26 protein-coding genes and 1 pseudogene are annotated in these 26,219 nt (G+C 45.9%); 14 read left to right on the top strand and 13 right to left on the bottom strand.

Annotated elements, in window-relative coordinates; genetic code table 11:
- Positions 1-312 precede the first annotated feature (312 nt).
- Entirely contained in the window at positions 313-1,245 is a 933-nt protein-coding gene (locus tag DW033_RS11345) for a restriction endonuclease (RefSeq protein WP_122382761.1), read from the bottom strand.
- Between the two features lie 148 nt (positions 1,246-1,393).
- Positions 1,394-2,452 (bottom strand): alcohol dehydrogenase, encoded by a 1,059-nt coding sequence (locus tag DW033_RS11340; RefSeq protein WP_122382760.1) that lies wholly within the window; start codon positions 2,450-2,452, stop codon positions 1,394-1,396.
- Between the two features lie 173 nt (positions 2,453-2,625).
- Between DW033_RS11340 and DW033_RS11330 the strand changes: the two genes are divergently transcribed.
- Positions 2,626-3,168, top strand: a complete 543-nt coding sequence (locus DW033_RS11330; RefSeq protein WP_009018049.1) for a flavodoxin — start codon at positions 2,626-2,628, stop codon at positions 3,166-3,168.
- A gap of 6 nt (positions 3,169-3,174) precedes the next feature.
- Positions 3,175-3,735 carry a flavin reductase family protein gene (locus DW033_RS11325; protein WP_039848881.1) on the top strand — a complete coding sequence of 187 codons (561 nt, stop codon included), beginning with the start codon at positions 3,175-3,177 and terminating at the stop codon, positions 3,733-3,735.
- Between the two features lie 73 nt (positions 3,736-3,808).
- Here the strand turns inward: DW033_RS11325 and DW033_RS11320 are convergent, their stop codons facing one another.
- Positions 3,809-5,104: a TIGR01777 family oxidoreductase gene (locus DW033_RS11320; protein ID WP_122382759.1), complete on the bottom strand. Its 1,296-nt coding sequence runs from the start codon at positions 5,102-5,104 to the stop codon at positions 3,809-3,811.
- An 85-nt stretch (positions 5,105-5,189) separates the two neighbouring features.
- Between DW033_RS11320 and DW033_RS11315 the strand changes: the two genes are divergently transcribed.
- From DW033_RS11315 to DW033_RS11275, 10 genes and pseudogenes are all read left to right on the top strand, one after another.
- Positions 5,190-6,017: an SDR family NAD(P)-dependent oxidoreductase gene (locus DW033_RS11315; RefSeq protein WP_122382758.1), complete on the top strand. Its 828-nt coding sequence runs from the start codon at positions 5,190-5,192 to the stop codon at positions 6,015-6,017.
- A gap of 14 nt (positions 6,018-6,031) precedes the next feature.
- A complete protein-coding gene (locus tag DW033_RS11310; protein ID WP_044545687.1) occupies positions 6,032-6,589 on the top strand; it encodes a GNAT family N-acetyltransferase in 558 nt (185 codons plus the stop codon).
- Entirely contained in the window at positions 6,586-7,131 is a 546-nt protein-coding gene (locus DW033_RS11305) for a GNAT family N-acetyltransferase (RefSeq protein WP_005864267.1), read from the top strand. The genes DW033_RS11310 and DW033_RS11305 overlap by 4 nt, the downstream gene beginning before the upstream one ends.
- 7 nt (positions 7,132-7,138) lie before the next feature.
- Positions 7,139-7,576 (top strand): annotated as a pseudogene (locus tag DW033_RS25320) (GNAT family N-acetyltransferase); the annotation flags it as partial.
- Positions 7,556-7,999: a GNAT family N-acetyltransferase gene (locus tag DW033_RS25315; RefSeq protein ID WP_309431177.1), complete on the top strand. Its 444-nt coding sequence runs from the start codon at positions 7,556-7,558 to the stop codon at positions 7,997-7,999. The pseudogene DW033_RS25320 and the gene DW033_RS25315, both read left to right, overlap by 21 nt.
- A gap of 42 nt (positions 8,000-8,041) precedes the next feature.
- Positions 8,042-8,554 carry a hypothetical protein gene (locus DW033_RS11295; protein WP_122382764.1) on the top strand — a complete coding sequence of 171 codons (513 nt, stop codon included), beginning with the start codon at positions 8,042-8,044 and terminating at the stop codon, positions 8,552-8,554.
- Positions 8,555-8,557: 3 nt separating this feature from the next.
- The gene (locus DW033_RS11290; protein WP_122382756.1) at positions 8,558-10,099 is read left to right on the top strand and encodes a family 43 glycosylhydrolase; all 1,542 of its coding nucleotides are present in this window, start codon (positions 8,558-8,560) and stop codon (positions 10,097-10,099) included.
- Positions 10,099-11,736 (top strand): RluA family pseudouridine synthase, encoded by a 1,638-nt coding sequence (locus tag DW033_RS11285; protein WP_122382763.1) that lies wholly within the window; start codon positions 10,099-10,101, stop codon positions 11,734-11,736. Before DW033_RS11290 ends, DW033_RS11285 begins: the two co-directional genes overlap by 1 nt.
- Positions 11,737-11,775: 39 nt before the next feature.
- On the top strand, positions 11,776-12,006 hold the full coding sequence (locus tag DW033_RS11280) for a hypothetical protein (RefSeq protein ID WP_121960947.1): 231 nt from the start codon (positions 11,776-11,778) through the stop codon (positions 12,004-12,006).
- 28 nt (positions 12,007-12,034) lie between these two features.
- Positions 12,035-12,637, top strand: coding sequence for a sugar O-acetyltransferase (locus DW033_RS11275; RefSeq protein WP_005854288.1), 603 nt, complete (start codon positions 12,035-12,037; stop codon positions 12,635-12,637).
- 20 nt (positions 12,638-12,657) lie between these two features.
- Here the strand turns inward: DW033_RS11275 and DW033_RS11270 are convergent, their stop codons facing one another.
- The 5 genes from DW033_RS11270 to DW033_RS11250 all read right to left on the bottom strand — a co-directional run bounded on the left by DW033_RS11270 (position 12,658) and on the right by DW033_RS11250 (position 18,089).
- Positions 12,658-12,861, bottom strand: coding sequence for a hypothetical protein (locus DW033_RS11270; protein ID WP_121960948.1), 204 nt, complete (start codon positions 12,859-12,861; stop codon positions 12,658-12,660).
- Entirely contained in the window at positions 12,830-14,203 is a 1,374-nt protein-coding gene (locus DW033_RS11265; RefSeq protein WP_121960949.1) for an MATE family efflux transporter, read from the bottom strand. Before DW033_RS11265 ends, DW033_RS11270 begins: the two co-directional genes overlap by 32 nt.
- A 214-nt stretch (positions 14,204-14,417) precedes the next feature.
- Entirely contained in the window at positions 14,418-16,694 is a 2,277-nt protein-coding gene (locus DW033_RS11260; RefSeq protein WP_122378505.1) for a GH92 family glycosyl hydrolase, read from the bottom strand.
- An 86-nt stretch (positions 16,695-16,780) separates the two neighbouring features.
- Entirely contained in the window at positions 16,781-17,374 is a 594-nt protein-coding gene (locus DW033_RS11255; protein WP_122382755.1) for an acyltransferase, read from the bottom strand.
- A 10-nt stretch (positions 17,375-17,384) separates the two neighbouring features.
- The gene (locus DW033_RS11250) at positions 17,385-18,089 is read right to left on the bottom strand and encodes an SAM-dependent methyltransferase (protein ID WP_005854278.1); all 705 of its coding nucleotides are present in this window, start codon (positions 18,087-18,089) and stop codon (positions 17,385-17,387) included.
- Positions 18,090-18,142: 53 nt separating this feature from the next.
- On the opposite strand from DW033_RS11250, the gene DW033_RS11245 reads away from it, so the two are divergent.
- Positions 18,143-19,540, top strand: coding sequence for an rRNA cytosine-C5-methyltransferase (locus DW033_RS11245; protein ID WP_121961763.1), 1,398 nt, complete (start codon positions 18,143-18,145; stop codon positions 19,538-19,540).
- Between the two features lie 116 nt (positions 19,541-19,656).
- Here the strand turns inward: DW033_RS11245 and DW033_RS11240 are convergent, their stop codons facing one another.
- From DW033_RS11240 to DW033_RS11230, 3 genes are all read right to left on the bottom strand, one after another.
- Positions 19,657-20,661, bottom strand: coding sequence for a DUF4837 family protein (locus DW033_RS11240; protein ID WP_048927539.1), 1,005 nt, complete (start codon positions 20,659-20,661; stop codon positions 19,657-19,659).
- 197 nt (positions 20,662-20,858) lie between these two features.
- Complete coding sequence (locus DW033_RS11235; RefSeq protein ID WP_005864237.1) at positions 20,859-21,542, bottom strand: hypothetical protein; 684 nt, start codon at positions 21,540-21,542, stop codon at positions 20,859-20,861.
- A 5-nt stretch (positions 21,543-21,547) separates the two neighbouring features.
- Positions 21,548-23,626 (bottom strand): RNA degradosome polyphosphate kinase, encoded by a 2,079-nt coding sequence (locus tag DW033_RS11230; RefSeq protein WP_005854272.1) that lies wholly within the window; start codon positions 23,624-23,626, stop codon positions 21,548-21,550.
- A 58-nt stretch (positions 23,627-23,684) separates the two neighbouring features.
- On the opposite strand from DW033_RS11230, the gene DW033_RS11225 reads away from it, so the two are divergent.
- Entirely contained in the window at positions 23,685-24,185 is a 501-nt protein-coding gene (locus DW033_RS11225) for a metallophosphoesterase (RefSeq protein WP_009018034.1), read from the top strand.
- A 5-nt stretch (positions 24,186-24,190) separates the two neighbouring features.
- Here DW033_RS11225 and DW033_RS11220 read toward each other — a convergent pair whose 3' ends face one another.
- On the bottom strand, positions 24,191-25,309 hold the full coding sequence (locus tag DW033_RS11220) for a hypothetical protein (RefSeq protein ID WP_005854270.1): 1,119 nt from the start codon (positions 25,307-25,309) through the stop codon (positions 24,191-24,193).
- A gap of 62 nt (positions 25,310-25,371) precedes the next feature.
- Positions 25,372-26,217: a lipoyl synthase gene (gene lipA, locus DW033_RS11215; RefSeq protein WP_005864229.1), complete on the bottom strand. Its 846-nt coding sequence runs from the start codon at positions 26,215-26,217 to the stop codon at positions 25,372-25,374.
- Positions 26,218-26,219: the final 2 nt, after the last annotated feature.

Raw genomic sequence — 26,219 nt, 5'->3', positions numbered from 1 at the left:
AAGTCTTCTCATTTGTTTCCTTGTACCGGAAAAACGCATTATCTTTGCAAAAGTTCAGCGCAGAAAAAGGAGCAAAATCAGACTTTCCTACCATTTAAGTCTCAAACTATTGGTAGTCAATTGGTCTAATATGCTGCATCGTGAAATGGCACCTCCTGATGGTGCGTCACCACTTTATCCTTTCCTATCCAATTGAGTGTAGGCATATCCCTATCTTTTTATTCTGTTATTCAACAACTCAGTCATGTCAACCCTAAGAATTTCTATTCCTCTATCTATCAAGAAAACTCTTTGCCCGCATAGATCTCCATACTATAAATCATCATCCATAGAATCCCAATAATCCATATCCATTTTCATGACTTTCAACACTTTTTCTGTCTGTAATCCCAAACCACAATCATACATATACTCAGTTAACAGCTGACCATTAATCAATATTATGGTAGGGCTTCCATTTAGACTCTCAACATAATCAATCGCTTCTTTCGTGTAATCAGATGTAGTTATAAAAACACCTTTTTTAGAAGAAGTTCCTGCTACAGCACCTACAAAACTTTGAATTTCTTTTCGTCCTACATTATTATGTTCCGCATAACGCTTTGCTTGAATAGAAATATGATTAAAACCTAATATATCCTCTTTAATAATGCCGTCAATTCCTCCGTCATTGGTCAGTTTTGTAACAATACCAGAATTCTTAACTTCACCTCCATATCCCATCATCTGTAATAACTTTACGACTAAACGTTCAAACTCATAAGGTTTCTTGGAAAGAATTGTAGCTAAAATTTCAGAAGAAATTGACTTCTTGATATTGTTATATGAATTATCTAAATTTTCTTGCGGAGTATGTTCCTCACTTACAGATTTATTAGCCATTGGATCACATCCCTTAGATTTAACGATCTTTTTAGACGAATTAGCCAAAACCGCATTCTTCACATAAATAGTTATTTGTTCGTCTGTACTATTAGACAACATTTCAAGGCCTTTCAAACTAATCTTATAATCCCCTCTTTTGGGTTTCTCAACAAGTCCCGCAATAAACAAATAACTTAACGCCCAACTGATACGATCCAAAAAGATATTACCATTACCTGATGGATACCATGCATTAATCTCATCTTCAGTCAATTGAAAATATTTAGCCAAAGGATCTCGTAATTCCTTGGTTCTCATAACAGCACCGGAACTTAGTTCACGAAGTGCTTGAAGTCGAATTTCTTCAAATTGAGGTATCATGTTCTTTGGTATTTAACAGGTATAACTTTTATATGCAAAGTTAATAAAATCTGCCTATACAACACCTTTCACTCTCTTATTTATGCCAACAAAACCCTAAAAAGACAACCATAGAACAAAATTAGAATTAAAAACATAGGTTATAATCTCAATCAGAAATTTCACCTATCTTATCTCCCTCAATCGCCACCTTTATAACCCCATCCAACCTGTTTTCGAAGATACGGTAAGCCTCCTCAATCTCGCTCAATGGAAACTTATGGGTAATAAGAGGCGTCGTGTCTATCTTACCTTCTTCTATTAGGTTAAGAATCTCGGCGCAATCGCAGCCATCCACCCCACCAGTCTTGAAAGTCAAGTTCTTGCCATACATGTCTGGCAAAGGAAGAAGCTGAGGTTTATCATAGAGGGCTACGATGGTGACAATGGCGTTCGGACGGGCACAATCCCATGCCAAGCGGAAGGTATCCTCACTCCCCGCGACCTCCAATACGACATCCGCACCGCCATGATCGCTGTTACGAAGAACAAATTCCTTACAGTTTTCGGGATCTGTCACCAAGACTTCCGGATAACGCTGGCGAACGAACCGGGCCCTTTCCGGAGACTTCTCGCAAACAATAATACGTCGTGGCTTCTTCAACAACACGCACAACAAAGTACAGATCCCCGTAGGACCAGCGCCAATAATGAAAACCGTATCCTCCTCTGAGATCTCCGAGATGCGGGCAGCCCAAAAACCTGTCGCTAACACATCACCGACCAGCAAAGCCTGCTCATCGCTAACCGTATCTGGGATACGATTCAAGCCTCGATCCGCATAAGGAACCCGGACATACTCCGCCTGCCCCCCATCGATACGACAGCCCAACGCCCAACCGCCATTGGGATCGGTACAATTATTGACATATCCACGCCGGCAGAAGAAACACTCTCCGCAAAAGGTCTCGACATTCACGGTCACCCTGTCACCCGGCTTGACTGCAGTAACATCGGCACCCACCTTTTCCACCACACCAACCATCTCATGCCCAACGGTTATTCCGGGTACCGCACGTGGTACGCTACCGTGTTTGATATGAAGATCGCTAGAACAGATACTACCCAAAGTCACACGTACGATAGCGTCCCATGAATCCTGTATTTCCGGTATCGGTTTCTCCCGCAATTCAAATTTCCCTTGTTCAATATAAGTGTACGCAAGCATGATATTTTCTTCTTTTAGTTAATCGCCTTACAAAGATAAGGATCGTATCGCCAAAAATATCAGATATATCAGTAATTTGGGTACAAACTGTTTCATTTTTCTCTCCTATCTTTATCGCCATAAATACATAGCATTCTCGTAATGAATATAAAAACAACAAAAATTCAAGAAGTATGAAACGAATCGTATTATTCATGGTCATGGTCTCAATGGTATGTATCGCCTCTTATGCGCAAAAGGCTGCCGAAGGGACAAAAGTTTTAGTGGCTTACTTCTCGGCAACGGGAAATACTGAAAAAGCGGCCCAACAAGTCGCATCTATTGTCAGCGGTGATCTTCACAAGATCCAACCTGAGAAAAGCTATACCTCCGCCGATCTGAACTGGCGGGATAAATCCTCACGCAGCAGCGTAGAGATGGACGATCCTACATCACGACCGGCCATTATCGATGATTTGAAGAACCTAGCGGAGTATGACACCGTTTACCTAGGATTTCCCATCTGGTGGAATCAAGCCCCAAGACTCATCAACACCTTTTTGGAAAAATACAATCTCTCGGGTAAAACCGTTATCCCATTCGCCACATCAGGCAGCAGCAGTATCTCGAACGCAGAGAGCGAATTGCGGAAAGCCTATCCGGATGTGAACTGGCAAAAAGGGAAGTTGATGAACGGAGTGACAGAAGAAGATATCAAGAATTGGACTAAAAAATAAATGATTATGAGAAAGAATTTTGGAGCGAAGCCTTTGAGCTATCCGCAACCCGTATTTATTATCGCCACGTATGGAGAAGATGGAACTCCCGATGCGATGAACGCCGCTTGGGGCGGTATCAGTGAGATGAATGAGATCAGCATGTGTCTTAGCGCCGGTCACAAGACAGTTAAGAATATCCTGAAGCGTAGAGCTTTCACGGTAAGCATGGCAGATGCCGATCATGTCGTAGCTTGTGATTATGTAGGTATCGTGTCGGGCAATAAAGTTACCGACAAGTTTGCCAAAGCAGGATTTCACGCTACAAAATCAGACTTCGTAGATGCTCCGTTGATCGACGAATTGGCCGTGGCTATCGAATGTAAATTAAAAGATTACGATCCGGATACTTGCATACTCCGTGGCGAGATCGTAAATGTCAGTGTTGACGAGCGTGTACTTGATGAGAACGGCAAGGTGAATGTAGCTAAAGCCGCTCCCATCATCTTTGATCCATTCAACAACGACTATTTGAGAGTGGGCGAAAAGGTAGGAAATGCCTTTGCTGATGGAAAACAATTGAAATAAATGACAGGGTAATAGCAATTAGTATTGATAGTAGCCTAGATTACTATCAATACTAATTTTGGAAACTATGTAATCAAATTCTGTTATAAACCAATTTAGAGATATCATATCCTCGTTTCAGTATCTTGCCAAGCAAATCTTCCATAACCGCTTCCGGCAAGGATTTATCACGACTCAAAATCCAGAGATACTTGTCAGAACTGCTGCCTACCACAACATACTGATAATGTTCGTCGAGTTCGAAGATATAATAATCTGAATAGAACCATAAAAAGAAAGCGACTTTCAATTTACCCGGACTATTTTCTGGTTCCGGCTGTTTCGCCCGGCCTACTGCTTTTTTATGGATTCCATCTTTAAACCCCTCGTTTTCCACACGGATTCTTCCATCCGATCGCAATGTATAAGTAGCCGTAACATCCGTCATACCTTTCTCGAAATGATTCTCGTAACGGGCGATCTCATACCACCTTCCCATATACCGGCGGACATCCAGTGCCTGCACGGTACGATGATCTGTTATATTCATAAGCTTTTCTATTGTCGGATAATCATACGTAAAACCAGACTCCAATAATTTCGTAGGATGAACCGTTTGCCCCTTCGTTACAAACGAAGCCCCTTCACCGAACATCAGTCGGAAAATGAATGTAGGCAAAGGCATAACCCAACGGATTCCATCTGCTCTCGCCAGCGCATATGCCAGTTGCTTTTGGGTAATACATTGCGGAGAGATAAGATTGACCACTCCTCTCAACGTACTATTTTGTATCATAAAATCAAAAGAGCGGCACAAATCATGCACGCTGATCCACGGAAAACTCTGTTGGCCATCGCCTATCACCACACCTATCCGGGAGAGACGTTGCAAATGAAGCATCTGTCTCAATGCCCCGCCATCCTCCGAGAGTACGACCCCGAACCGGGCAATCACAAGCCGCACATCCGGCAAACACGCCCGCGCTTCCTTTTCCCATGCGCCACATAACCGGGCCAAGAAATCCTCACCTTGCCGATTGTTATATTCGTCATATTCTCCGGATGTGGGATAATAGCCTACGGCAGAAGTTGATATAAACAACTTTGGGAGAATATCCCGGGTATTTATGGCATTTACCAACTGATGGGTTGTCCGGATTCTACTATCATATAATTCTTGCTTATACGCTTTTGTCCAGCGCTTATTAATGGAAGCACCCGCCAGATTAATGACCACATCACACGATTCCACACGATGGCATAGCTCATCGAAATTCTCCTCCTTGAACAGGTTCCTTCCTAAAGGAACCACCTCATCACCCTTTTCCGTGAAAAAAAGAGTAAGATGCTGTCCTATGTATCCACTCGCACCGCTAATCGCTATTTTCATGATTCTAAATGATCTTTACCTTATAAACAAGCGCACAACCTATTTAGTTAAACACTATATTTGTTCTTTCAACTAATAATGGATCATGGCAGACAACTATTTGGAAAAAAAATACGAGCAATATCAAGTCCGGAAAACCTCCGGGACAAGAACCAGTCACAATACGAAGACACTCCATAAAACAAGAAGAGTCTTCATTACCGGTGGGGCCGAGGGGATCGGAAAAGCCATCGTGAGAACGTTCAGGGGAGCCGGCCATCGAGTAGCGTTCTGTGATAAAAACGAAGCATCAGGAAAAGAGACCGCATTACAAACCGGAACTCAATTCTTTCCCGTGGACGTTAGCGATAAGACCGCATTGGAGGATTGCCTGCAAAAGATCATCGAGGAATGGGGCGATATCGATATCATCATCAATAACGCGGGTATCAGCCAGTTCTCATCCATCACGGAAACGAGTGTAGAGGATTTTGATAAGATATTATCCATAAACCTACGTCCCGCGTTCATCACTTCCCGCCAATTAGCGCTCCATCGGCAATCTCTCGAGACCCCCAATCCATACGGCAGGATTATCAACATCTGCTCTACCCGTTACTTGATGAGTGAACCCGGTAGCGAGGGATATGCCGCCTCTAAAGGAGGTATCTATTCTTTGACACATGCGTTGGCCTTATCGCTCTCGGAATGGCATATCACGGTAAACTCTATCGCTCCCGGTTGGATACAGAATAACAATTACGACCAGCTTCGCCCGGAGGATCATGCTCAACATCCGTCCGGAAGGGTGGGAAAGCCGGAGGATATCGCCCGTATGTGCTTATTTCTTTGTCAAGAGGAAAACGATTTCATTAATGGCGAGAATATTACGATTGACGGTGGGATGACCAAGAAAATGATCTATCTCGACTAAATAAACATCCGTATATGACACAAACATCGAATATAGAAACCAACCGTCTTGTGCTCCGTCCTTTCAGCGAAAGCGATGCTCCTGATGTTTTTGAGAGCTGTAAGAATCCAAACCTAGGCAATAACGCAGGATGGAAACCTCTCGAAACGATCGAAGAGACTATTGATGTACTAAATACCATATTTATCGGAAAAGAAGGGGTTTGGGCTATCGTATCAAAAGAGACTCAACAAGTCATTGGCTCCATTGGCATCATTCCTGATCCCAAAAGAGAAAACCCACATGCTCGCATGCTGGGTTATTGGCTAAAAGAAGAGTGTTGGGGACAAGGCTTCATGACAGAAGCAGTGCAATCCGTATTGAATTACGGATTTACTCAAATGGATTTACATTTGATCACGGCAAATTGTTATCCTCACAATCAACGCTCACAACGTGTATTAGAGAAGAATGGATTCGTATACGAAGGACGGCTTCATCAAGCAGAGCTAATGCATACTGGACAAATAGAGGATCATTTGTGCTATTATCTTGACCATCATTCCTTTTCAAACAAAAACAATAGTTTATGATAGTAGTAACAAAAGATTTATATACGCTCAGGAGTTGGGAAGGTCAAGATACGGAATCCTTAACCTTGCACCTTAATAACAAGAAGATCTGGGATAACTGTCGGGATGGATTGCCTCATCCTTATACAAAAGAAAATGCCCGCTGCTTCATCAGCCAAGCACGAGAAAAAACTGAAATATCGGATTTCTGCATTGTGGTTCATGGTGAGGCAATCGGCAATATAGGTTTTGTGAGAGGAACGGATGTGGAACGTTTCAATGCGGAAGTCGGTTATTGGATCAGTGAGAGATATTGGAACCAAGGGATTACCTCTGAAGCGTTAGCCGATGCGATCCAGTATTATTTTGAGCATACGGAGGTTATTCGTATATTCGCCACGGTGTATGAATATAATCTGGCATCCATGCGGGTATTAGAGAAAGTGGGATTCAAGAAGACTGGCATCTTCCGAAAAGCTTGTTACAAAAACGGACGATTCATCGATGCGCATCATTTTGAGATCGTAGCGGATGAGAAATTAGTTGGGAACAAAGACTTATAATCCATTTATGCAAATAAGACAATTACAGGTAAACGAATACGATAAGGCATTAACCTTGTCTTTGGACGTGTTCATCCAATGTGGCAAGAATGACTTCGACGAAGAGGGATTGAAAACCTTCAAGAGTTTCATTTACAATAAGGATCTGGTAAATGAGCTAACCATTTACGGAGCATTCGAGGGTGAGTCATTAATAGGTCTAATCGCAACAAAAAATGAAGGAAAGCATATCTCCTTATTCTTCATCACGCCTATGTATCATGGAAAAGGTATCGGCAAACGATTATTCGAGGCCGCTATCCAAGATAAGCCAGTCTCGGAAATGACAGTCAATTCCTCTTCCTATGCAATCCCAATCTACCGGAAATTCGGGTTCGAACCAATCTGCGAAGAACAAACTACACATGGGATGAAGTACACCCCGATGAGGCGAACGATAACCCGTCCCTCCTTCGAGGACTTCAATGAGCTTCTTCTGCTTTGGGAAGCGTCCGTACGTAGTACCCATCATTTCCTAAAAGAAGAGGATATCTTATTTTATAAAGAACTTGTTCCCGGATATTTCCCATTGGTAGAACTTTATATCATCCGAAATGAGCGAGGAAAGATCGCCGCCTTCATGGGCTTAAGCGATGAGCTTATCGAGATGCTTTTCGTACATCCAGAAGAGCAAGGCAAAGGATTAGGTAAACGACTTATCCAATTCGCCTTGCAAGAGACACCCATCCGAAAAGTCGACGTAAATGAGCAAAACACAACCGCACTTCATTTCTATCAGCATCTGGGATTCCAAGTGATAGGAAGAGACGAGACAGATTCCTCCAACAAGCCATTCCCGATACTTCATCTTCAAGCTACACTTCCTTAAAAATTTAAGGGAATGATCTTAACACAACAACAAAGATTGAGAATGGACCTAAAAGAGAGACTATCAAGCCGCTGTCATATAGAGGATATCCATGAGATATTATTTTATGTACAAGGGAACCAAGAACGGAAAGCAGAGCTATACGATCTGATATTCGATCCGGATGATGCCGTTAGTTATCAAGCGTTATGGGTCTGTAGCCATTTCTCGACCAAGGAAAACGAATGGCTATATGATAAACAGGATGAGCTGATAAATGAGGTGCTTAACTGTAAGCACTCCGGAAAGCGACGCATTCTCTTGAACCTGCTTGTACGACAACCCCAGACGAATCCCCCACGAGTAGATTTCCTGAACTTCTGCCTGGACCGGATGCTTTCAGCGAAGGAATTACCCGGTGTACAAACGCTTTGTATGAAACTGGGATATGAGTTATGCCGTCCCATTCCAGAGCTATTACTGGAGTATAAGACACTACTTGATCTGGCGGAACCCGATTTTCTACAAATCTCTTTGCGGACCGTACGTAAGAACATCTTAAAAAAAATACGATAAAACATGAGAAAGATTTTCACACTATTCTTCTGTGCCGCCTCCTTGGCCACAGGACTAGCGCAACAAGAATCCTATTTTACCAATCCCGTAATCCACGGTGACGTAGCCGATCCTTCCATTATTCGGATCGACCAGACTTACTATATCACTGGCACCTCCTCGGAATGGGCCCCCTATTATCCGGTTTTCACCTCTACCGATTTGGTGAACTGGCAGCAAACCGGACATGTATTCGACGAGAAGCCGGAATGGACTAAATCCTCATTCTGGGCTCCGGAATGGTATCAGCATAAAGGGAAGGTATATGTCTATTATACGGCCCGGAAGCAATCGGATAACATCTCGTGCATCGGTGTCGCCGTGGCGGATTCACCTACGGGCAAGTTCAAGGATTACGGCCCGGTGGTAGAGTTTGGGAAGGAAGCGATAGACGCATTTATCTTGGAGGATAAAGGCAAACTTTACATCAGTTGGAAGGCTTATGGATTGGATAACCAACCCATAGAGTTATTGGCCTGTAAGTTGACGGACGATGGGCTTCGCCTAGACGGAAAGCCTTTCAGCCTGCTGCGTGACGATGAGCGTCAAGGTATGGAAGGTCAGCATTGGTTCAAGAAAGACGGATATTACTATATCATCTACTCCGTGAGAGGCTGTTGCGGCCCGCAGAGCGATTACGCCGTATCCGTGGCTCGCTCGAAAAAGCTGGAAGGTCCTTACGAGAAATACCAAGGAAACCCGATCTTGCACGGAAGCAAGGAGGTTCTCTCCATCGGTCACGGAACGATTACGACAACACCGGACGGACGCATGTATTACCTATGCCACGCTTACCAGCCGGGAAGCGGCTTCTACCAAGGTCGCCAACCTTATCTGCAAGAGGTGAGAATGGGCGAGGATCATTGGCCTCACTTCGTAACCGGCGAATACGCGAGCCGCACGCAACCCATGCCATTTGCCGAGTCCGCGCAAGTGCCGGTATTCGATTTCTCGGATGATTTCACCGGTGCTACCTTGCGTCCTGAATGGAGTTGGAACTATCCTTACGCTGATGTCAAGACTGAAATCAAGAACGGTAAACTCGCTCTATCCGGAACACCGAAACCCGGCGTAAAGACCGGAGCGGCACTTTGTTTACGCCCAACCTCCCCGGATTACACGTTGGAAACAGCGATCGTAAACCGGAATGACAGTTGGAAAGGAATCACGATGTACGGAGACGCAAATAACCTAATCACCTGCGGATGCGTAGGAGACCGTTTGATATTGAAATATATCCTAGAGGGGAAAGAACATCAATTGGCCGATCTTCCTCTTCCCGCCTCGCCTTTATATCTACGGATGAAAGTGACCGACGGTACGCATAGCACGTTCTACTGGAGTAAGGACGGACAAGCATGGAACAAGATCGTCGGCGAAGCTCTCTCCGCGAAAGAGACCCGGTCGTTGATCCAATGGGATCGTATCTCCCGTCCGGGATTGTATCAAGAGGGAGATCCTACGGCACCGGCCGTTTATGCTTATTGTCTATTAAAAAATGAATGATGGAATCTAAGTTTCACACGTTTGCCCAACCGATACAATCGATCCCCTTACCGGAACGATTCACGTATCCTTTTCACTATACACCGCATCCTCTATGCGTAATAGCGGCTGAGGAAACGCAGGCATACCTGAAAGAACGAACCGAATGGCAGGAAGAGTTACAAGCCGGAAAAATGTTCGGCGTATTGGTGGTTCGTACTCCCGCCGGAGAGGTCGGCTATCTGGCCGCGTTCTCCGGTAACCTAGCGGGGAAGAATGTACATCCTTTCTTCGTCCCCCCGATCTATGACCTATTACAACCGGATGGTTTCTTCCGGCAAGAGGAGGAGCGGATCAATGAGATCAATGCCCGTATCCGAACCCTGCAAGCCTCTCCAGCTCTCGAAGACGCACGGTCGAGGTTACAAAGCACGATCGAATACTGCGATTTCGTATTACAGGCCGCAAAAGACTTGATGAAAAAGAGGAAAGAGGAGCGCGACCGACTTCGGCAGTTCCCTCTCACGGAAGAAGAGACCACACTTCTTATTAAAGAGAGCCAACACATGAAAGCCGCTCACAAGCTAACCAAGAAATCATTGCGGTCTATACTGGAGGAGGATCAAGCCAAGGTGGATCGGCTTGAACAAGAGATCGAGCAACTGAAGCAAGAACGCAAGCGACGGTCGGCGGCCTTGCAACGTAAGTTGTTCGAACAATTCCGAATCCTGAACGCCCGGGGCGAGGTGAAGGACTTATGCGAACTGTTCGCCCCTACCTACCAAGGTGCGCCGCCTGCCGGAGCGGGTGAGTGCGCCGCCCCTAAACTCTTGCAATACGCCTACCAGCATCAGTTGGAGCCGATCGCCATGGCAGAGTTCTGGTGGGGCGATTCTCCCAAGACGGAGATTCGGCACCATGGATATTATTATCCGGCTTGCAAAGGAAAATGCGAGCCGATCCTCAATCATATGCTACTGGGATTGCGGGTAGATGAGAATCCGTTATTGGCGGACTCTCACCGGGAGACGAAACTGGATATCCTTTATGAGGACGACTATTTGTTGGTCATCAATAAACCGGAAGGTATGCTCTCCGTTCCCGGCAAGGGAGACGCGGACTCCGTCTATCAAAGGCTATCGATCCTTTACCCGGAAGCCACCGGCCCAATTATCGTACATCGCTTGGATATGGCGACATCCGGCTTGCTACTCGCCGCCAAGACCAAAGAAGCGCATCAGAACCTGCAAGCCCAATTCAAGAACCGAACCATCCAGAAAAGGTATATCGCCTTATTAGAGGGTGAAGTTCCCCAAGATGAGGGCGAGATTCGTCTCCCGCTATGCCCCGATCCATTGGACAGGCCCCGGCAAATCGTAAGCGAGGAGTTCGGGAAACCTGCCCTCACGCGCTACCGGGTATTGGAACGGACTTCCGGAAAAACCCTTATCGCCTTTTATCCCCAAACCGGACGTACCCACCAGCTACGGGTACACGCCGCCCATCCCCAAGGCCTTCATTGCCCCATCCTTGGCGACGAGCTTTACGGACGAAAGGCGGAACGGCTCTATCTGCACGCTGAATATCTAGCATTCACGCATCCTATCACTTTCGAGAGGATAGAGATACGTGCCAAGATTCCATTTTCTCAACACTAAAATTGTCTATTATATCCAATAACTAAACAGATACTAAAGATGAGAACTATCAGAAGTAAAATATTAATAGCCATGGGATGGGTAATGCTTATTAGCGTCATTGTTTTAGGCTTCTTCGGCATCCCTACTGGTATACTACTGTGCGCCTTGATAGGACTAGCCTATGGAGTCTATAAACAAGATAAGCCTTTCCGTCTATATTCTTCTATCGCCCTGATTGCGACTATCGCCTTTTTCATCGTCTTCTATATACAACTTCAACATATGTAAATAACCGTATCAAATCCCTGTAATCATTATGGAAACAAATTATCAAAAGTTCTTGGCGGGCGAGTATTGCAACCATCTGGATCAAGAAGTCCTGCAAATGATCGTCCAGACGAAAAACCTACTCGCTCGTTTGAACGCAACCAATATAACCGACAGCGCTACAAGAGATGCCCTCTTACGCCAAATGCTAGGAAGCATTGGCAAGTATTCCAGCATTGATATAAATTTCCATTGCGAATGCGGGAAGCACATCTTTATTGGTGACAAGGTCATTATCAATATGAACTGTACGTTTTTAGACGATAATATTATCAAAATAGGAAATAACGTCCTCATCGCCCCCAACGTACAATTATATACGGCTACGCACCCGATAAATGCGAACGAACGCTTCGTGAATGATTGGGACGAACGATCGGGGGATTTATTTTTCAGGACAAAAGCCCTCCCCATCACCATTGAAGACAATGTTTGGATTGGTGGTGGAACGATCGTCTTACCCGGCATCACGATCGGGAGGAACAGCGTGATCGGGGCAGGCAGTGTAGTGACAAAATCCATTCCCACCTATAGCGTGGCCGTCGGTAACCCATGTAGAGTGATCAGAGAATTACCCAAAGAAGACTTATAAGAACTTGCCACCCATTAAAATCACCGGCATTTCCTAGGCGCTCCATGCCATGAGCATCCTAGGCAAAATACCTCTGTCAAGTCAAATCCGGACAGATCCGTAGTGGGATCTTTGGGAACGACCTCCCCATTCTCGTAAACATACACTAAAAGACGTTCCCCAGCCGCATTCTTTACATACATAGAAGGGATATCACACTGCGGACACCGATACTTTCTCATCATCTAATCTTTTCTTTATCTTTTTATAAACATACAAAAACGCAGGTATCAAGAATAAGTCAGCGGCAACCCAAGCCAACGGATCACCGAAACAAACGCCTAAGAACCCAAAAGCGGGAACCGCATACAAGCTCACCAAGATACGTGCGATCATCTCTGAAACACCCGAGAGCATCGCAAGGTTGCTAAAACCTACCCCTTGTATCGCGTAACGCAAGATACACAGTAGCCCGACAGCCGGGAAGAACCAGCAAGAAATATGCAAAAACTGCTCCGTATAGTCCAGTATCTCGACCTCAGATGGAGCCACAAACAACAAGGCCAGCCAACGAGACCCCAGCATCAAGATCATCCATGTAGCGGCGGCATACGTAAGCATCATCAACGAACTCACCTTAATTCCCTGCAAAATACGCTCCGGCTTTCCCGCCCCATAATTCTGTCCGCAATACGTAGCCATGGCGATACCCAAACTCTCAAAAGCGCAAATGAAGAACATCTTGATACGGGCGGCGGAAGTAAAGGCAGCGACACAGGCCGTGCCCAAGGCGTTATTGGCGCTCTGCAACATGATACTGCCAATAGCGGTAATAGAAAATTGCAATCCCATCGGAACCCCCATCGCCAATAAGGTACGGGCCAGCCCGGCATGAAACCTTCGATCCTCGGAAGAAGTAGCCCGTAAGATCGGAAATTTCCGAAGCATATATAAATAACATAGAATGGCGGAAAGCCCTTGCGAGAAAACCGTAGCGATAGCCGCTCCCATCACGCCCCATCCTAGCACCAAGATGCAGAATAAATCCAAGAAAACATTCAAGACCGTAGAGAACAGCAAGAACCAGAATGGAGTCTTGCTATCTCCCAAAGCCCGCATGATACTTGCCAACAAATTATAGAAGAATGTACAAGGAATACCGATAAAAGTAACAAACAAATAATCATAGGCCCCATCGAAGATATTCCCGGGTGTCTGCATCCCCCGCAAGATATCCCGGCAATAGAAACCGGAGACAGCGGCGATCACCACGGACATCACCGTAGCCAATTGCAACCCCACCGCCACGTAACGGCGCATCGTCGCATAATCCCTCGCCCCGAACTTTTGAGCTACCGGGATGCCAAAACCGGCGCAACATCCGTTACAGAATCCCAGAATCAAGAAAATCACCGAGGTACTGGCTCCTACGGCAGCCAGCGAATTTATACCTAGAAATTTACCTACGATAGCGGCATCGATCAAAGAATAAGTCTGCTGAAGCAGATTCCCTAATAACAATGGCATCGTGAAACTGAATAGAAGAGGGAATACAGCACCCCTCGTCATCTCTTTTGAGTTTGCCATACATCTAAATTAAAAGGATAAACAAAGAGGATAGAAAAACTGATTAGTCATCGCAAAGGTAACAACCCTAAGGTAAAACGCAACTCTCTCCATCATTATTTCAAACCGGAATTCACATAAAATAACAATGCCCATCGTAAGGTCTTCACAATGGGCATCGTAAGGTGCTTAGAATGCCTATTGTAACAGGCTTACAATGGGCATCATGGTTTTCTTATTCCAAAGAGAATGAATAGGGGCGATCACTATCCTGCGTACCTCGCTGTTTATTAGGGGTATCGCTCATTTGGTATTGAATTTTTGCGCCACCTAGCAACTGCTCATGTGTCAAGAAATTGCGGGTGTATGTCTTGCCGTTTACTTTCATACCCTTGATGTAACGGTTCTCCCGATCAGCCTTGTCCGCTTGGATCAACACCTGCTTTCCGTTATCCAGATGGAGTTTTACGGATTTGAACAGAGGAGTACCTAATACATATTGGTCGGTGCCCGGACATACGGTATAGAAGCCTAAGGCAGAGAACACATACCATGCGGAAGTCTGTCCGTTATCCTCATCGCCGCAATAGCCATCCGCCTCAGCGGTATAAAGTTTGTGCATGATCTCGCGCACCCAGTATTGGGCTTTCCAAGGCTCGCCGGAATAGTTGTATAGATATACCATATGCTGGATGGGTTGGTTTCCGTGGGCGTATTGTCCCATATTCATTACTTGCATCTCACGCATCTCATGGATCATACCGCGGCTATCCATACCCAAACGACTAGGCATCTTGAAGACGGAATCCATCATGTGGTTGAATTCCTTCTTTCCTCCCATTAAGTCGATAAGACCTTGCGGGTCGTGGAAAACACAGAAACTCCAATGCCAGCTATTACCCTCGCAGAAATCACGGCTCCAGTCCGTACCTTTAAAAGAAGGGTTGAACTCGCCCTTATCAGAGCGTCCGACCATCAACTTATATTTTGGGTCGTACACATTCTTATAGTTGTTAGCCCGTTGCTTGAAGATATCGATCTCGCTTGCCGGCTTGCCTAGTTTCTTTCCTAACGCATAAATTGTCCAGTCATTATAAGCATATTCCAAGGTACGAGCTACGTTTTGTCCGATACCGATATTATTCGGTACATAACCCAGTTTATTATACTCCTCGTAAGCGACACGACCGGAAGCCGTTCTCGGCAGTTGGCTATTCGCGTCATGCTTCAAAGCTTCCCAAAGCGTCTCGATATCGTATCCTCTCAAGCCTTTGATATAAGCGTCGGCTACCACGGAAGCGGAGTTATTGCCGACCATGCAATCCCGGTGGCCCGGACTTGCCCATTCCGGCAAGAAACCGCTCTCTTTATAAGCGTTCACCAAACCTTCCTGCATCTTTTGGTTCATCTCCGGATACATCAGGTTCAAGAAGGGGAAAAGACAACGGAACGTATCCCAGAAACCGGTATCGGTAAACATATAGCCCGGCAAGACCTCACCGTTATAAGGGCTATAATGCATGACTTGCCCTTTGGCATCGATCTCATAGAAGCTACGAGGGAAAAGCAAGGAACGATACAAGCAAGAATAGAAAGTACGCAAGTTATCGATGTTCGTATCCTCTACCTCGATCTTACCTAATTCCCGGTTCCAGATTTCCTTCCCTTTGGTCACTAGCTGATCGAAACCAGTATCTCCCACCTCACGCAAGTTTAACTCGGCCTGCTCGGTGCTGATGAAAGAAGAAGCCACATTGGCATGCACCACCTCGCCGGCCTTTGTCTCAAAACCGATGATAGCGCCGGCATGGTTTGTCTTCACCTCCGACTCATCCAACTGGATCGCCCCGTTCTTAACCGTAGAGGAGAACGTGAATGGCTTATCGAACTGGATCACGAAATAATTCTTGAAGTTACGGGGAACACCGCCCGTGTTCTTCGTGGAATAACCGATGATCTTACGTTCCGCAGGCAATACCTTTATATAAGAGCCTTTATCGAAAGCGTCGATGACGATATACGCTTTCTTGGTTTCCGGGAATGTAAAGCGGAACTTAGCCGCACGTTCCGTCGGAACCAACTCGGTAGTCACGTCATGATCGGCTAGATAGACCTTATAATAATAAGGTGTAGCCACTTCCCCTTTGTGAGAGAACCAGCTAGCCCGTTTCTCCTCGTCGAAGACCAAGCCTTCGGTAGTAGGCATAATGGAGAACTGCCCGTAATCGTTCATCCACGGGCTCGGTTGATGGGTTTGCTTGAATCCCCGGATCTTATCCGCGTCGTAACGATAGGTCCAGCCGTTGCCCATCTCGCCGGTCTGGGGAGTCCAGAAGTTCATACCCCAAGGCATAGCCGTGGCCGGATAGGTATTTCCGGTAGATAATTCGTACTTGGATTGGGTACCGACTAACGTATTCACGTAGTCTACAGGATTCTCTACGGCGGAAAGCTGCATGCAACAGGCTATCCCTATCGCTAAGAACCCTTGCTTGAAAAAAGATGTTTTCATGTTTGTATAGAATATTAATATTGTCTGTATTGTAGAGACGGGGCGTGCCCCGTCTCATCCCTGCAAAATAGTAATTTAAGATACGATCAGTCTGTGGGAGACGGGGCACGCCCCGTCTCTACAACTTGGTGATTGTGTAGGCGGTAACGTTGGCCGCTTTCCGGACAGGTGGCGAATCCTTCGGAGTCAAATACAAGGCGATGGCCGTACTCGCTTACCCAACCGATCTGCCGCGATGGATTTCCTACAACCAGCGCATAAGCCGGAACATCCTTCGTTACCACCGCCCCGGCACCGATCATGGCATACCGCCCGACCGTATGTCCACAAATAATCGTAGCGTTAGCTCCGATCGAGGCCCCCTTGCCAATCACCGTCTCCTTATACTGGTCTTTCCGAGAGACAGCGCTACGCGGATTGGTTACATTTGTAAACACGCAACTAGGCCCCAAGAACACATCATCCTCGCAAATCACCCCCGTATAAATAGACACATTGTTCTGTACCTTCACGTTATTCCCTAAGGCCACGCCCGGCGATACGACTACATTCTGGCCGATATTACACGCCCTGCCAATCACGCATCCCGTCATGATATGGGAAAAATGCCAGATATGGGTTCCTTCCCCGATCTCACAACCGGCATCGATTACCGCTGTCTCGTGCGCTTGATAACTCATATCAATCCTCTTATTTATAGATTAGGAAAATAGTAGGCTTCTTGCTCAGATCGGGAACTTTACCCGCCCATTCCTTGACCGGGCGAGTGTGGATATACTCATCCTCACAGGTTATATTCGAGGCGATACACAGTTTCGTAGACGGACGGCACGTACGGATCAACTCCTCGGCCAGTTTATTATTCCGGTAAGGAGTCTCGATAAACAATTGCGTCTGATGCTCGGAATAGATCCTTCCCTCCAATTTCTTGATTGTGTTCGTTCGCTCGGAAGCATCAATCGGCAGATAACCGTGAAAAGCGAAACTCTGTCCGTTAAAGCCCGATCCCATCACCGACATCAAGATAGACGAAGGCCCTACCAACGGTACCACCGGATAATCCTTCCGTTGGGCGATAGCCACTACGTCAGCACCCGGATCAGCGATCGCCGGACAGCCCGCCTCCGAGATCACGCCTACACTCTCGCCTTTCGCCAAAGGAGCCAGATAACCAGCTACTTGTTCCGGTGAGGTATGTTTATTCAGCTCATAAAATGTCAAGTCATCGATCACAATCCCCGGCTCCACCTTTTTCAAGAAACGGCGTGCCGTACGCACGTTTTCCACGATAAAATGCCGGATAGATAAGATCACGTCACGGTTGTACTCTGGTAAAACACGGCGATGTTCCGTATCGCCCAAGGTAACTGGTATAAGGAAAAGAGATGCTCGCATACTGTTTGTTTTCCGCGAAAGTAGTACTTTTGCCGCAAACTAACAGAATAATCATGGCACTTCCTATTGATTTTATTACCCGTACACGGGCTTTACTTGGCGAGGAGTTCGATCGTTTAGAGGCAGCGTTAAACGCTGATGTTCCCGTAAGTATCCGTATCAACTCGATGAAAGGGACTCCCGCTCCCAAAGCAGGTGCTCCGGTTGCTTGGTGCGAGAGCGGTTTTTATTTGCCGGAACGGTTGTCTTTCACCTTCGATCCTCTATTCCATGCGGGGGCCTATTACGTGCAGGAAGCGTCTTCCATGTTTCTGGAACAAGCGATCAAGGCATACGTAAAAGAGCCGGTACGTTGCTTGGATTTATGCGCCGCCCCGGGTGGCAAGTCCACGCATCTGGCGAGCTTATTGCCGGATGGAAGCCTGTTAGTGAGCAATGAGGTGATCCGCAGCCGGAGTTATGTATTGGCCGAGAATATCGCTAAATGGGGCCGCCCGGACACGATCGTTATCAATAATGACCCGGAGGAGATCGGCGAGGCATTGCCTCATCTGTTCGACGTGATCGTCACCGACGTACCTTGTTCCGGTGAGGGCATGTTCCGGAAAGATACGGATAGCACAGGCGAATGGAGCGTAGATAACGTACGGCTTTGCGCCTCCCGTGGGCGGCGCATCATCCATGATATCTGGAACGCCTTGAAACCCGGAGGTATCTTGATCTACAGTACATGTACCTATAATACGGAAGAGGATGAGGAGAACATACATTATATAATAGAGGAGTTGGGAGCCGAGGCATTGCCTATCCCTACCCAAGAGGAATGGCAGATCACCGGCGCCCTCCGGTTTGAACATCCGGTTTACCGCTTCTTCCCGCATAAGACACGGGGTGAAGGCTTTTTCCTCGCCGCCCTCCGGAAAGCGGAAGGCGAGATCGAGGAGATTCGTGTCAAGTCCAAAGGGAAAAAAGAGCGAGGAAAAGCCGCTCCGTCTATCCCACAGGAGGCCCGTCTGTTCCTTTCGGATGAAACTTCGTTTTCTCTCGAATGGAACGGCAGTTTCCTTCGAGCGTATCCCAAAGCCCATTCGGATCTATTTTCACTCATCAATGCCAAGCCTTTACGGGTACTTTCCGCCGGTATTTGCCTAGGAGAAGCGAAAGGGAAAGACTTTATCCCATCTCAAGAGCTGGCTTTAAGTACTGCCTTAACCCCCAATGCATTTCCATCCGTGGAACTGGAATGGGAAGACGCTATTAAATTCTTAAAGAAAGAGGCGCTCGTCTTACCCTCCGGTACAGATAAGGGATATGTGTTGGTACGCTACCAAGGACTTCCGCTAGGTTTTGTAAAGAACCTTGGCAACCGGGCCAATAACCTGTATCCGCAAGAGTGGCGTATACGGACGGGATATATTCCGGAGGAAATCAAACTATTTTTAGGACGATAAGACCACTATATAGGCATAAAGCCACACGTATATACGTATAAGACCACACTTACGTACGTGTAGGCCGATGCGTATATACGCATGAGGTTACGCCTATATACGTGAGAGAATCAATCCTAATCCACGAATCGCAACGTAAACAAGGCGGCCTCCATCCGGCGGATCAAGTTCGCCTTTTTTGATTCCGGGGCATAGACAAAGCTTTCCGCTACGATAACCCGCCCTTTTTTCTTGTCGAGCAGGGCATGGCTGACAAACGGGCCGCCCATCTTATCTCCTTCCATACGCCAAAGACCACGCAATACGCCGCGGTATTCGCCACGGTAGGTGATCGGCTCGTAAGAAAGCTCGAAGCGCTTCTCTGTCTTCATATAAGAATTCGGGAAAGAGCCCGGTACGTTCCGCCTCACTACAGAATCACGCATAGCGACCAGATAATCTTCGGTAAATGCCTCTTGAGCCGTATAGGGAAAACTATATACCAAGATATCAGTCCGTCCCCTATTTGCGTTATTCGAGCCCCAAAAGAAATCGGTCTCTTCCTTATAGGCCGACATATCTTCCGGCACGAACAGCGAGATACCGAAACGGGACTTCAACTTCTCATTGATCCAACTGCTATGGCTCTTAGAAAGTCCAACTATCCAACGTTCCCTTTCCACTCGATTGAAATGGTTGACCAACCGTCCTTCATTTAATAAAAGGAACTCGGTTAAAGCAGCGGTAGTCGGAGCATACAGAGTCACAACATTCTGACCGCTGGCCCATTCATCGGGACTCTCTCTTGTTCCAGCTTTCGTATACCGGTTAGTATCTACGGATACGATCAAGATATTTCGTACGTATCGTAATAAACCGGAAAAGCCCGATGGCTCCGAATAGGTGACACGCATAGATGCTTCCGCTTGAGGCAAAGCAGGTATCGGCGCTCGCAATTGTTCTTGCAGCAACTCCCCCACCTCACCATTCCATGCGTCTCGATCCATTACAACCACCACCTCGAAAGGCCATCCGGTAGCCCGCCGTAGCGAGGCCACCGGAGAGGACGAAGTCCAATCACAAGCGGAAAGCCCCACCATTAGGCTAAGGCTGATCCATAGTAGTACAATTTGTGTTCTCATAGCATTCCTGATTATTCGTTCTTAAAAACTAAACTACACATCGCAAAAGTACAGGAAGGATCGTAAAGAGGAAAGAAATGGTACCGGACAAAACAAGCGAACATCAAACAACTAATAATCACACATATAAACCACGCAATGGGAGATAAACGGATAATATTGCCGGACAATCACGACAAACAAAATAACTTTAAGCTTTATAATAAACGGACATAGGCATCCAAATCCGTCTTTTCATCCAAGCCTAGACGTTTTTTTAAACGGCCTTTCGATTTGGTTAACGCATCCGGAGTATTATTAAACACGGCTAGTTGCTCCTTTCGGGAGAAATTCCATTTGATCAAGCAACATATTTCCTGCTCATGGCGGGTAATACTGTATTTATTTCTCAGATCGGTTAAGAAGTTATTAAACAGAAGATCGGTCATACCAATAATCTCAGCCCATTCCTCTTTACTTGGATTCACATGGAGAGGATCATCTTTAAGGGCACATAAAAGCTTAGGTACATCCACATCTACTTTTCCGGTAGCATTGTCCAATAAGTTATTATCGCCGGAAAGAACAAGGATCTCTCTCTCCAACTGCTCCATCTTCTGGCGATAGGCTGTCAGCTCCGTCTCGATCCGGTCATAAGCCTCCGAGCGGATGACCAGAGAATCCCGTTCCCGCTCCAAGCGTACGACTTGCTCTTGATAGGAGGCTAATTGTTGTTTATAGCGATACATATTCGCTTTATTCTGCCGAATGCGAGAACGGACAGATTCATTTCTCTCCCGGATACGTCCCGTACGTACTCCCAACAAAAAGCTAAATACCACCGCCACGATCAAGGCTAAGCAACCAGCCCCCCAATCAACAAATCCCCAAAACTCCCCCATCCCGGTTACCGTATGGATTTATTTCTCAGATAATCATAGATAGCCAATTGCGAACGCACTTTTACCGGATTATCATCACACTTAAAATTATTACGTAACTCGCCATCCAAATAACAAGCTTTCACGTTGTCACTTAGCTGGATATTCAAGATATCGATTATCTCCCTCTTCAGATCCGGATCAAGGATCGGGAAAGCCGTCTCGATCCGTCGGTTCAAATTCCGACGCATCCAATCCGCCGAGGTAAGGAAAAGATCCTCCTGACCATCATTCAGAAAATACCAAACCCGGGAATGCTCCAAAAACATATCCACGATACGAGTAACCCGGATGTTAGCGCTGTAAGGTTGGTTCGGTACCAGGCAACAAATCCCCCGGACAATCAGATCGATCTCTACCCCCGCCTCACTCGCATGATAGAGTTCCTCGATCATATGTTGGTCATGCAGTCCGTTCATCTTTAATATGATCCGTCCTTTTCGGCCTTCCCGCACATGCTCGATCTCCCGCCGAATCCTACCAGTCAATTCCGAGACCATATTGAAACGGGCCACCAACAAATGGCGGAAAGTAGGTTCTTTCATACGCCCTTCCAAAACAGCGAATACTTTATTGATATCCGTAATAATCTCCGTATTCGAAGTCAATAACGCCATATCCGAATAGATCTTGGCCGTCTTCTCATTGAAATTACCGGTACTCAAATAGGCGAAATCACGCCGTTTAAGTCCCTCGGACGTATCCTTCCGAAGAATGACCGCGACCTTCGCATGTACTTTCAAGCCCGGAATACTATAAATGATACGAATACCGGCCTGCTCCATACGCTCTGCCGTACTCATATTATTCTCCTCGTCGAAACGGGCTTTCAATTCCACAAATACCGTCACTTTCTTACCATTCTGGGCAGCGCTGACCAGCGTATTAATCACGGCCGAATTCTCTGCCACTCGATACTGGGTAATCTTGATCTCATCCACCTTCGGATCAAAGGCCGCCTCCATCAAAAAGCGGATCAAATAATCAAACGACTCATAAGGGAAATGCAATAAGATATCCCGCTTCTTCACGGCCTTGAATACCGACCCCATCTCATCGAGGAAAGGCACACGCATAGGCACCGGTGGCTGCTGCTCCAAATGCTTTCCCGCCGGATTCGGCAATTTCATCAAGTCCTGCAAATTATTATATCGTCCACCTAACACCAAGTCCTCCGACGTAATACCAAAGGCATCGCAAACAAAAGCCAGAAAATCATCCGGCATCGCTTGATCATACATAAAACGGCTCAAGGCTCCGATCTTGCGTTTCTTTACCTTCTTACGGATATTCTCCACGATATTCGCCCGGCTCTCATCATCCAAATAAATATCCGCATCCCGGGAAATCTTGATGCTGTAACAGCCATCAATAATATAACCGGGAAAAACATTCTGTAAATTCGCACGGATAATGTCGTCGATAAACATGATATAATATTTCCCGTCATGCGGAGGCAACTCTATAAAACGGGGAACTTTCGCATAAGGAATCTTCATCAACGCATAATGATACTCGGGTACGAAGCCCGGCTCATTCATCCGCTTGCTCCGCTTAATCATACGGATCACAAGGTAAAGCCGACGATCCCGGATGAACGTACGTATATCACCGGCTTGAATCATGACCGGCGACAGGAATGGGAAAACCTCCTCATTAAAGAAATTATGGACAAACTCTTCATGGAAAGGTTCCGGCTTCTCATTCTGGTATAAGTAAACATTCTGGCGATTCAATTCCGGCAATATCTTCTCCGAGAAAATACGGTAATAGTCCCGTTGCTGGCGGTTAACCTCCCGGGTGATAGCCGCCAAGGTCTCTTCCGCCTCAGCTGCGCTCTCCTCCGAATAATTCTTTTTCATGATTACCCCCCGGTGTTCCGCAACCCGGATCTCATAAAATTCTTCCAGATTCGAGGAATAGATAGAAAGGAACTTAATACGCTCATAAATAGGCAGCGTATCATCTTCCGCTTCCAGCAAGACACGGTAGTTAAACGACAACCAGCTTAAGTCCCGTTTAAAATATTGATATGAATTCTCCATAATATTCTTATCTTAGGCGTGTAAATATAGATACTTTCGAGCAATAAAAGAAATTGTTATGATTAAAGTTGGATTGCTTTCAGACACCCATGCGTACTGGGATGATAAGTACGCCGAATATTTTAAAGATTGCGATGAAATCTGGCATGCGGGCGATATAGGCTCCGATCTTTTGGCCGCGAAATTCGAGGCATTGAAACCTTTCAGGGCCGTATACGGAAATATAGACGGACAAGCCATTCGCCTGCAATATCCTAAAGTAGCTCATTTCAAGGTAGAAGACGTGAACGTTATGATGACTCATATCGGAGGTTATCCGGGCCGCTACAATCCCGAGATCCGCAAAGAATTATACGATACACGGCCAAATCTATTCATCTCCGGACATTCGCATATCCTGAAAGTAGTATTCGATCGAAGCTTGAAGTGTCTGCATATGAATCCGGGAGCGGCTGGAAAAAGTGGCTTTCATCAAGTACGTACCTTATTACGTTTCGTTATTGAGGGAAAGGATATCAAAGATTTGGAAGTAATAGAGCTAGGGAATCGGGCATTATAAGATGATTAGTTACCGCAACAGAAACTCTCGGCGAAAAGAATCGTATTTTGCAAATAAGCGAACTCTTTCTCAAAATATTCGCTAAACACCCCGGAGCTCAAGTTCTCCTCGATTTGTTTCGCTGTCCAAAGCTTTCCGCTACGGCGCTTACATTGATTTAATTGCTCTTCCGTACGTAAACAAATAACATAGAGAGATACCAAATGTTTCACCTTCTCGTTCTCAAATGTATAACGGATCAGGAAGCGTGGAGCAATTGATTTATCTTGCGCCAAACTTCCGAGAGTCTCTTTGACCGTGCTATCTATACTATGTCGGAAGAGCACGTAATTATGGAACGGATAATCCATCGTATCCGGAGAGACAAACTCATCCTTACTTCGTCTCACCAGATATAACATACCATTATAAACAACGGCGATACGCACGATCGGATGATAGTATTTCTTCGGTAAAGAGCGGCTGACCGAACGTGCGATACAACCGATCACCTTCCCATTGTCATTCAATACGGGAACCCACATTTCCTTTTTCAAGCTACCTTGCATCAAGGACAAACGTATTTGCTCATAAACAATGACCAAAACACCGATTACCAATCCCAACTCCCGGTATAAAAAACGTTCGGTACGCATATTCTGCATCGTTTCCGGCAAGATACTATATAACAAGATGATGAAAAGATGCAACGTGTACAGGTTCTGTACCAACTGAGCGAGGAAATAAAATTCGTTCAAGGTAGTACGAAGCAAAGTACGTTTAAAAGAGGGACGTTTCGAATCGCGTATACGTTGTATGACCGTTCTCCTCGTGAACCCCACGATCGCTAACGCCACGACCAGTAATACTTCCGTGATAAGAGGAGAGTATATAAACAACACAGGTTCAAGCTTGAGACAAAGAAATACGGAATATAAGACCAATGTGCCCGCCGATGGCAGAAGCATAAATTGGTATACCTTATCCTTGCTCAACACCTGAAACAAAAAAATACAAACAAAACAGAAAGTAACCCCAATTATAAAAGATAATAAATAAGAAAAATAGTTATCCAAAAACATGAATAACAACAATGGCAATAAACCTATCGCCTGATTATCTAGACCTTTCTTTACTCTGTTCATTCCTTCCCCCCTTTAGTCCACTTTTATATTAATAACAACAAAGATTGTCAAAAGTTCATGAATCATATATGCTTTTCCGCATGGTACGACGAGCGTACCAGCGGAGCGCTCTCTACTTTCTTAAAACCTTTGCCAACGGCTTGCTGTCTATAATATTCAAAGCATTCAGGAGTCACATATTCAGAGACGGGAATATTCTTGCGAGAAGGCTGTAAATACTGCCCGATTGTTAAAACAGAAACACCCGCCAGCAAAACATCATCCATTAATTCAAGCACCTCATCCTCGGTCTCACCCAGTCCGACCATGATACCAGTCTTGGCTACCACACCCCGCTCAGCGATTCGTCGCAAAACGGATAAGCTCACGTCATACTTAGCGGCACTACGCACTTGCGGACTGATACGGCGTACAGTCTCCATATTATGGGAGATAATCTCAGGCGCCGCATCCACGACCTGATCAACCAGATCCAATCGTCCTTGAAAATCCGGGATTAAGACTTCCACAGTCGTTTGAGGATTCACCTCTTTGATCGTACGGATCGTATTTACCCAATGAGAAGCGCCTAAGTCTGGTAAGTCATCACGATCAACGGACGTGATCACCGCATGCTTGAGATTCATTAAACGGATGCTCTCCGCTACATTCGCAGGCTCTTTCGGGTCCAACGGAAGAGGTTTACCCGTTAGCGTATTACAAAAACGACAAGAGCGAGTACAGATCTCACCACCGATCATGAATGTAGCTGTTCCCCGGCTCCAACATTCACCCATATTCGGGCATTTACCACTTGTGCATATTGTGTGAAGGCAATGAGATTCAACAATACTTTTTGTCTTCGTGAATTGCTCATTTCCGCCAAGCCGGATCTTCAACCAATCCGGCTTTCTTAAATGCTGCGCCATGT

Origin of the sequence: Parabacteroides sp. AF39-10AC (assembly GCF_003635405.1) — a bacterium.
Classification (GTDB): domain Bacteria; phylum Bacteroidota; class Bacteroidia; order Bacteroidales; family Tannerellaceae; genus Parabacteroides; species Parabacteroides distasonis.
The sequence above is the reverse complement of the archived record's forward strand: the minus strand, read 5'-3'. Positions and strand labels throughout refer to the sequence as shown.

Coding starts and splice junctions, on each gene's coding strand:
- DW033_RS11345 (WP_122382761.1), bottom strand. CDS start 1,245: ATGATACCTCAATTTGAAGAAATTCGACTTCAAGCACTTCGTGAACTA.
- DW033_RS11340 (WP_122382760.1), bottom strand. CDS start 2,452: ATGCTTGCGTACACTTATATTGAACAAGGGAAATTTGAATTGCGGGAG.
- DW033_RS11330 (WP_009018049.1), top strand. CDS start 2,626: ATGAAACGAATCGTATTATTCATGGTCATGGTCTCAATGGTATGTATC.
- DW033_RS11325 (WP_039848881.1), top strand. CDS start 3,175: ATGAGAAAGAATTTTGGAGCGAAGCCTTTGAGCTATCCGCAACCCGTA.
- DW033_RS11320 (WP_122382759.1), bottom strand. CDS start 5,104: ATGAAAATAGCGATTAGCGGTGCGAGTGGATACATAGGACAGCATCTT.
- DW033_RS11315 (WP_122382758.1), top strand. CDS start 5,190: ATGGCAGACAACTATTTGGAAAAAAAATACGAGCAATATCAAGTCCGG.
- DW033_RS11310 (WP_044545687.1), top strand. CDS start 6,032: ATGACACAAACATCGAATATAGAAACCAACCGTCTTGTGCTCCGTCCT.
- DW033_RS11305 (WP_005864267.1), top strand. CDS start 6,586: ATGATAGTAGTAACAAAAGATTTATATACGCTCAGGAGTTGGGAAGGT.
- DW033_RS25315 (WP_309431177.1), top strand. CDS start 7,556: ATGAGGCGAACGATAACCCGTCCCTCCTTCGAGGACTTCAATGAGCTT.
- DW033_RS11295 (WP_122382764.1), top strand. CDS start 8,042: ATGGACCTAAAAGAGAGACTATCAAGCCGCTGTCATATAGAGGATATC.
- DW033_RS11290 (WP_122382756.1), top strand. CDS start 8,558: ATGAGAAAGATTTTCACACTATTCTTCTGTGCCGCCTCCTTGGCCACA.
- DW033_RS11285 (WP_122382763.1), top strand. CDS start 10,099: ATGGAATCTAAGTTTCACACGTTTGCCCAACCGATACAATCGATCCCC.
- DW033_RS11280 (WP_121960947.1), top strand. CDS start 11,776: ATGAGAACTATCAGAAGTAAAATATTAATAGCCATGGGATGGGTAATG.
- DW033_RS11275 (WP_005854288.1), top strand. CDS start 12,035: ATGGAAACAAATTATCAAAAGTTCTTGGCGGGCGAGTATTGCAACCAT.
- DW033_RS11270 (WP_121960948.1), bottom strand. CDS start 12,861: ATGATGAGAAAGTATCGGTGTCCGCAGTGTGATATCCCTTCTATGTAT.
- DW033_RS11265 (WP_121960949.1), bottom strand. CDS start 14,203: ATGGCAAACTCAAAAGAGATGACGAGGGGTGCTGTATTCCCTCTTCTA.
- DW033_RS11260 (WP_122378505.1), bottom strand. CDS start 16,694: ATGAAAACATCTTTTTTCAAGCAAGGGTTCTTAGCGATAGGGATAGCC.
- DW033_RS11255 (WP_122382755.1), bottom strand. CDS start 17,374: ATGAGTTATCAAGCGCACGAGACAGCGGTAATCGATGCCGGTTGTGAG.
- DW033_RS11250 (WP_005854278.1), bottom strand. CDS start 18,089: ATGCGAGCATCTCTTTTCCTTATACCAGTTACCTTGGGCGATACGGAA.
- DW033_RS11245 (WP_121961763.1), top strand. CDS start 18,143: ATGGCACTTCCTATTGATTTTATTACCCGTACACGGGCTTTACTTGGC.
- DW033_RS11240 (WP_048927539.1), bottom strand. CDS start 20,661: ATGAGAACACAAATTGTACTACTATGGATCAGCCTTAGCCTAATGGTG.
- DW033_RS11235 (WP_005864237.1), bottom strand. CDS start 21,542: ATGGGGGAGTTTTGGGGATTTGTTGATTGGGGGGCTGGTTGCTTAGCC.
- DW033_RS11230 (WP_005854272.1), bottom strand. CDS start 23,626: ATGGAGAATTCATATCAATATTTTAAACGGGACTTAAGCTGGTTGTCG.
- DW033_RS11225 (WP_009018034.1), top strand. CDS start 23,685: ATGATTAAAGTTGGATTGCTTTCAGACACCCATGCGTACTGGGATGAT.
- DW033_RS11220 (WP_005854270.1), bottom strand. CDS start 25,309: ATGAACAGAGTAAAGAAAGGTCTAGATAATCAGGCGATAGGTTTATTG.
- lipA (WP_005864229.1), bottom strand. CDS start 26,217: ATGGCGCAGCATTTAAGAAAGCCGGATTGGTTGAAGATCCGGCTTGGC.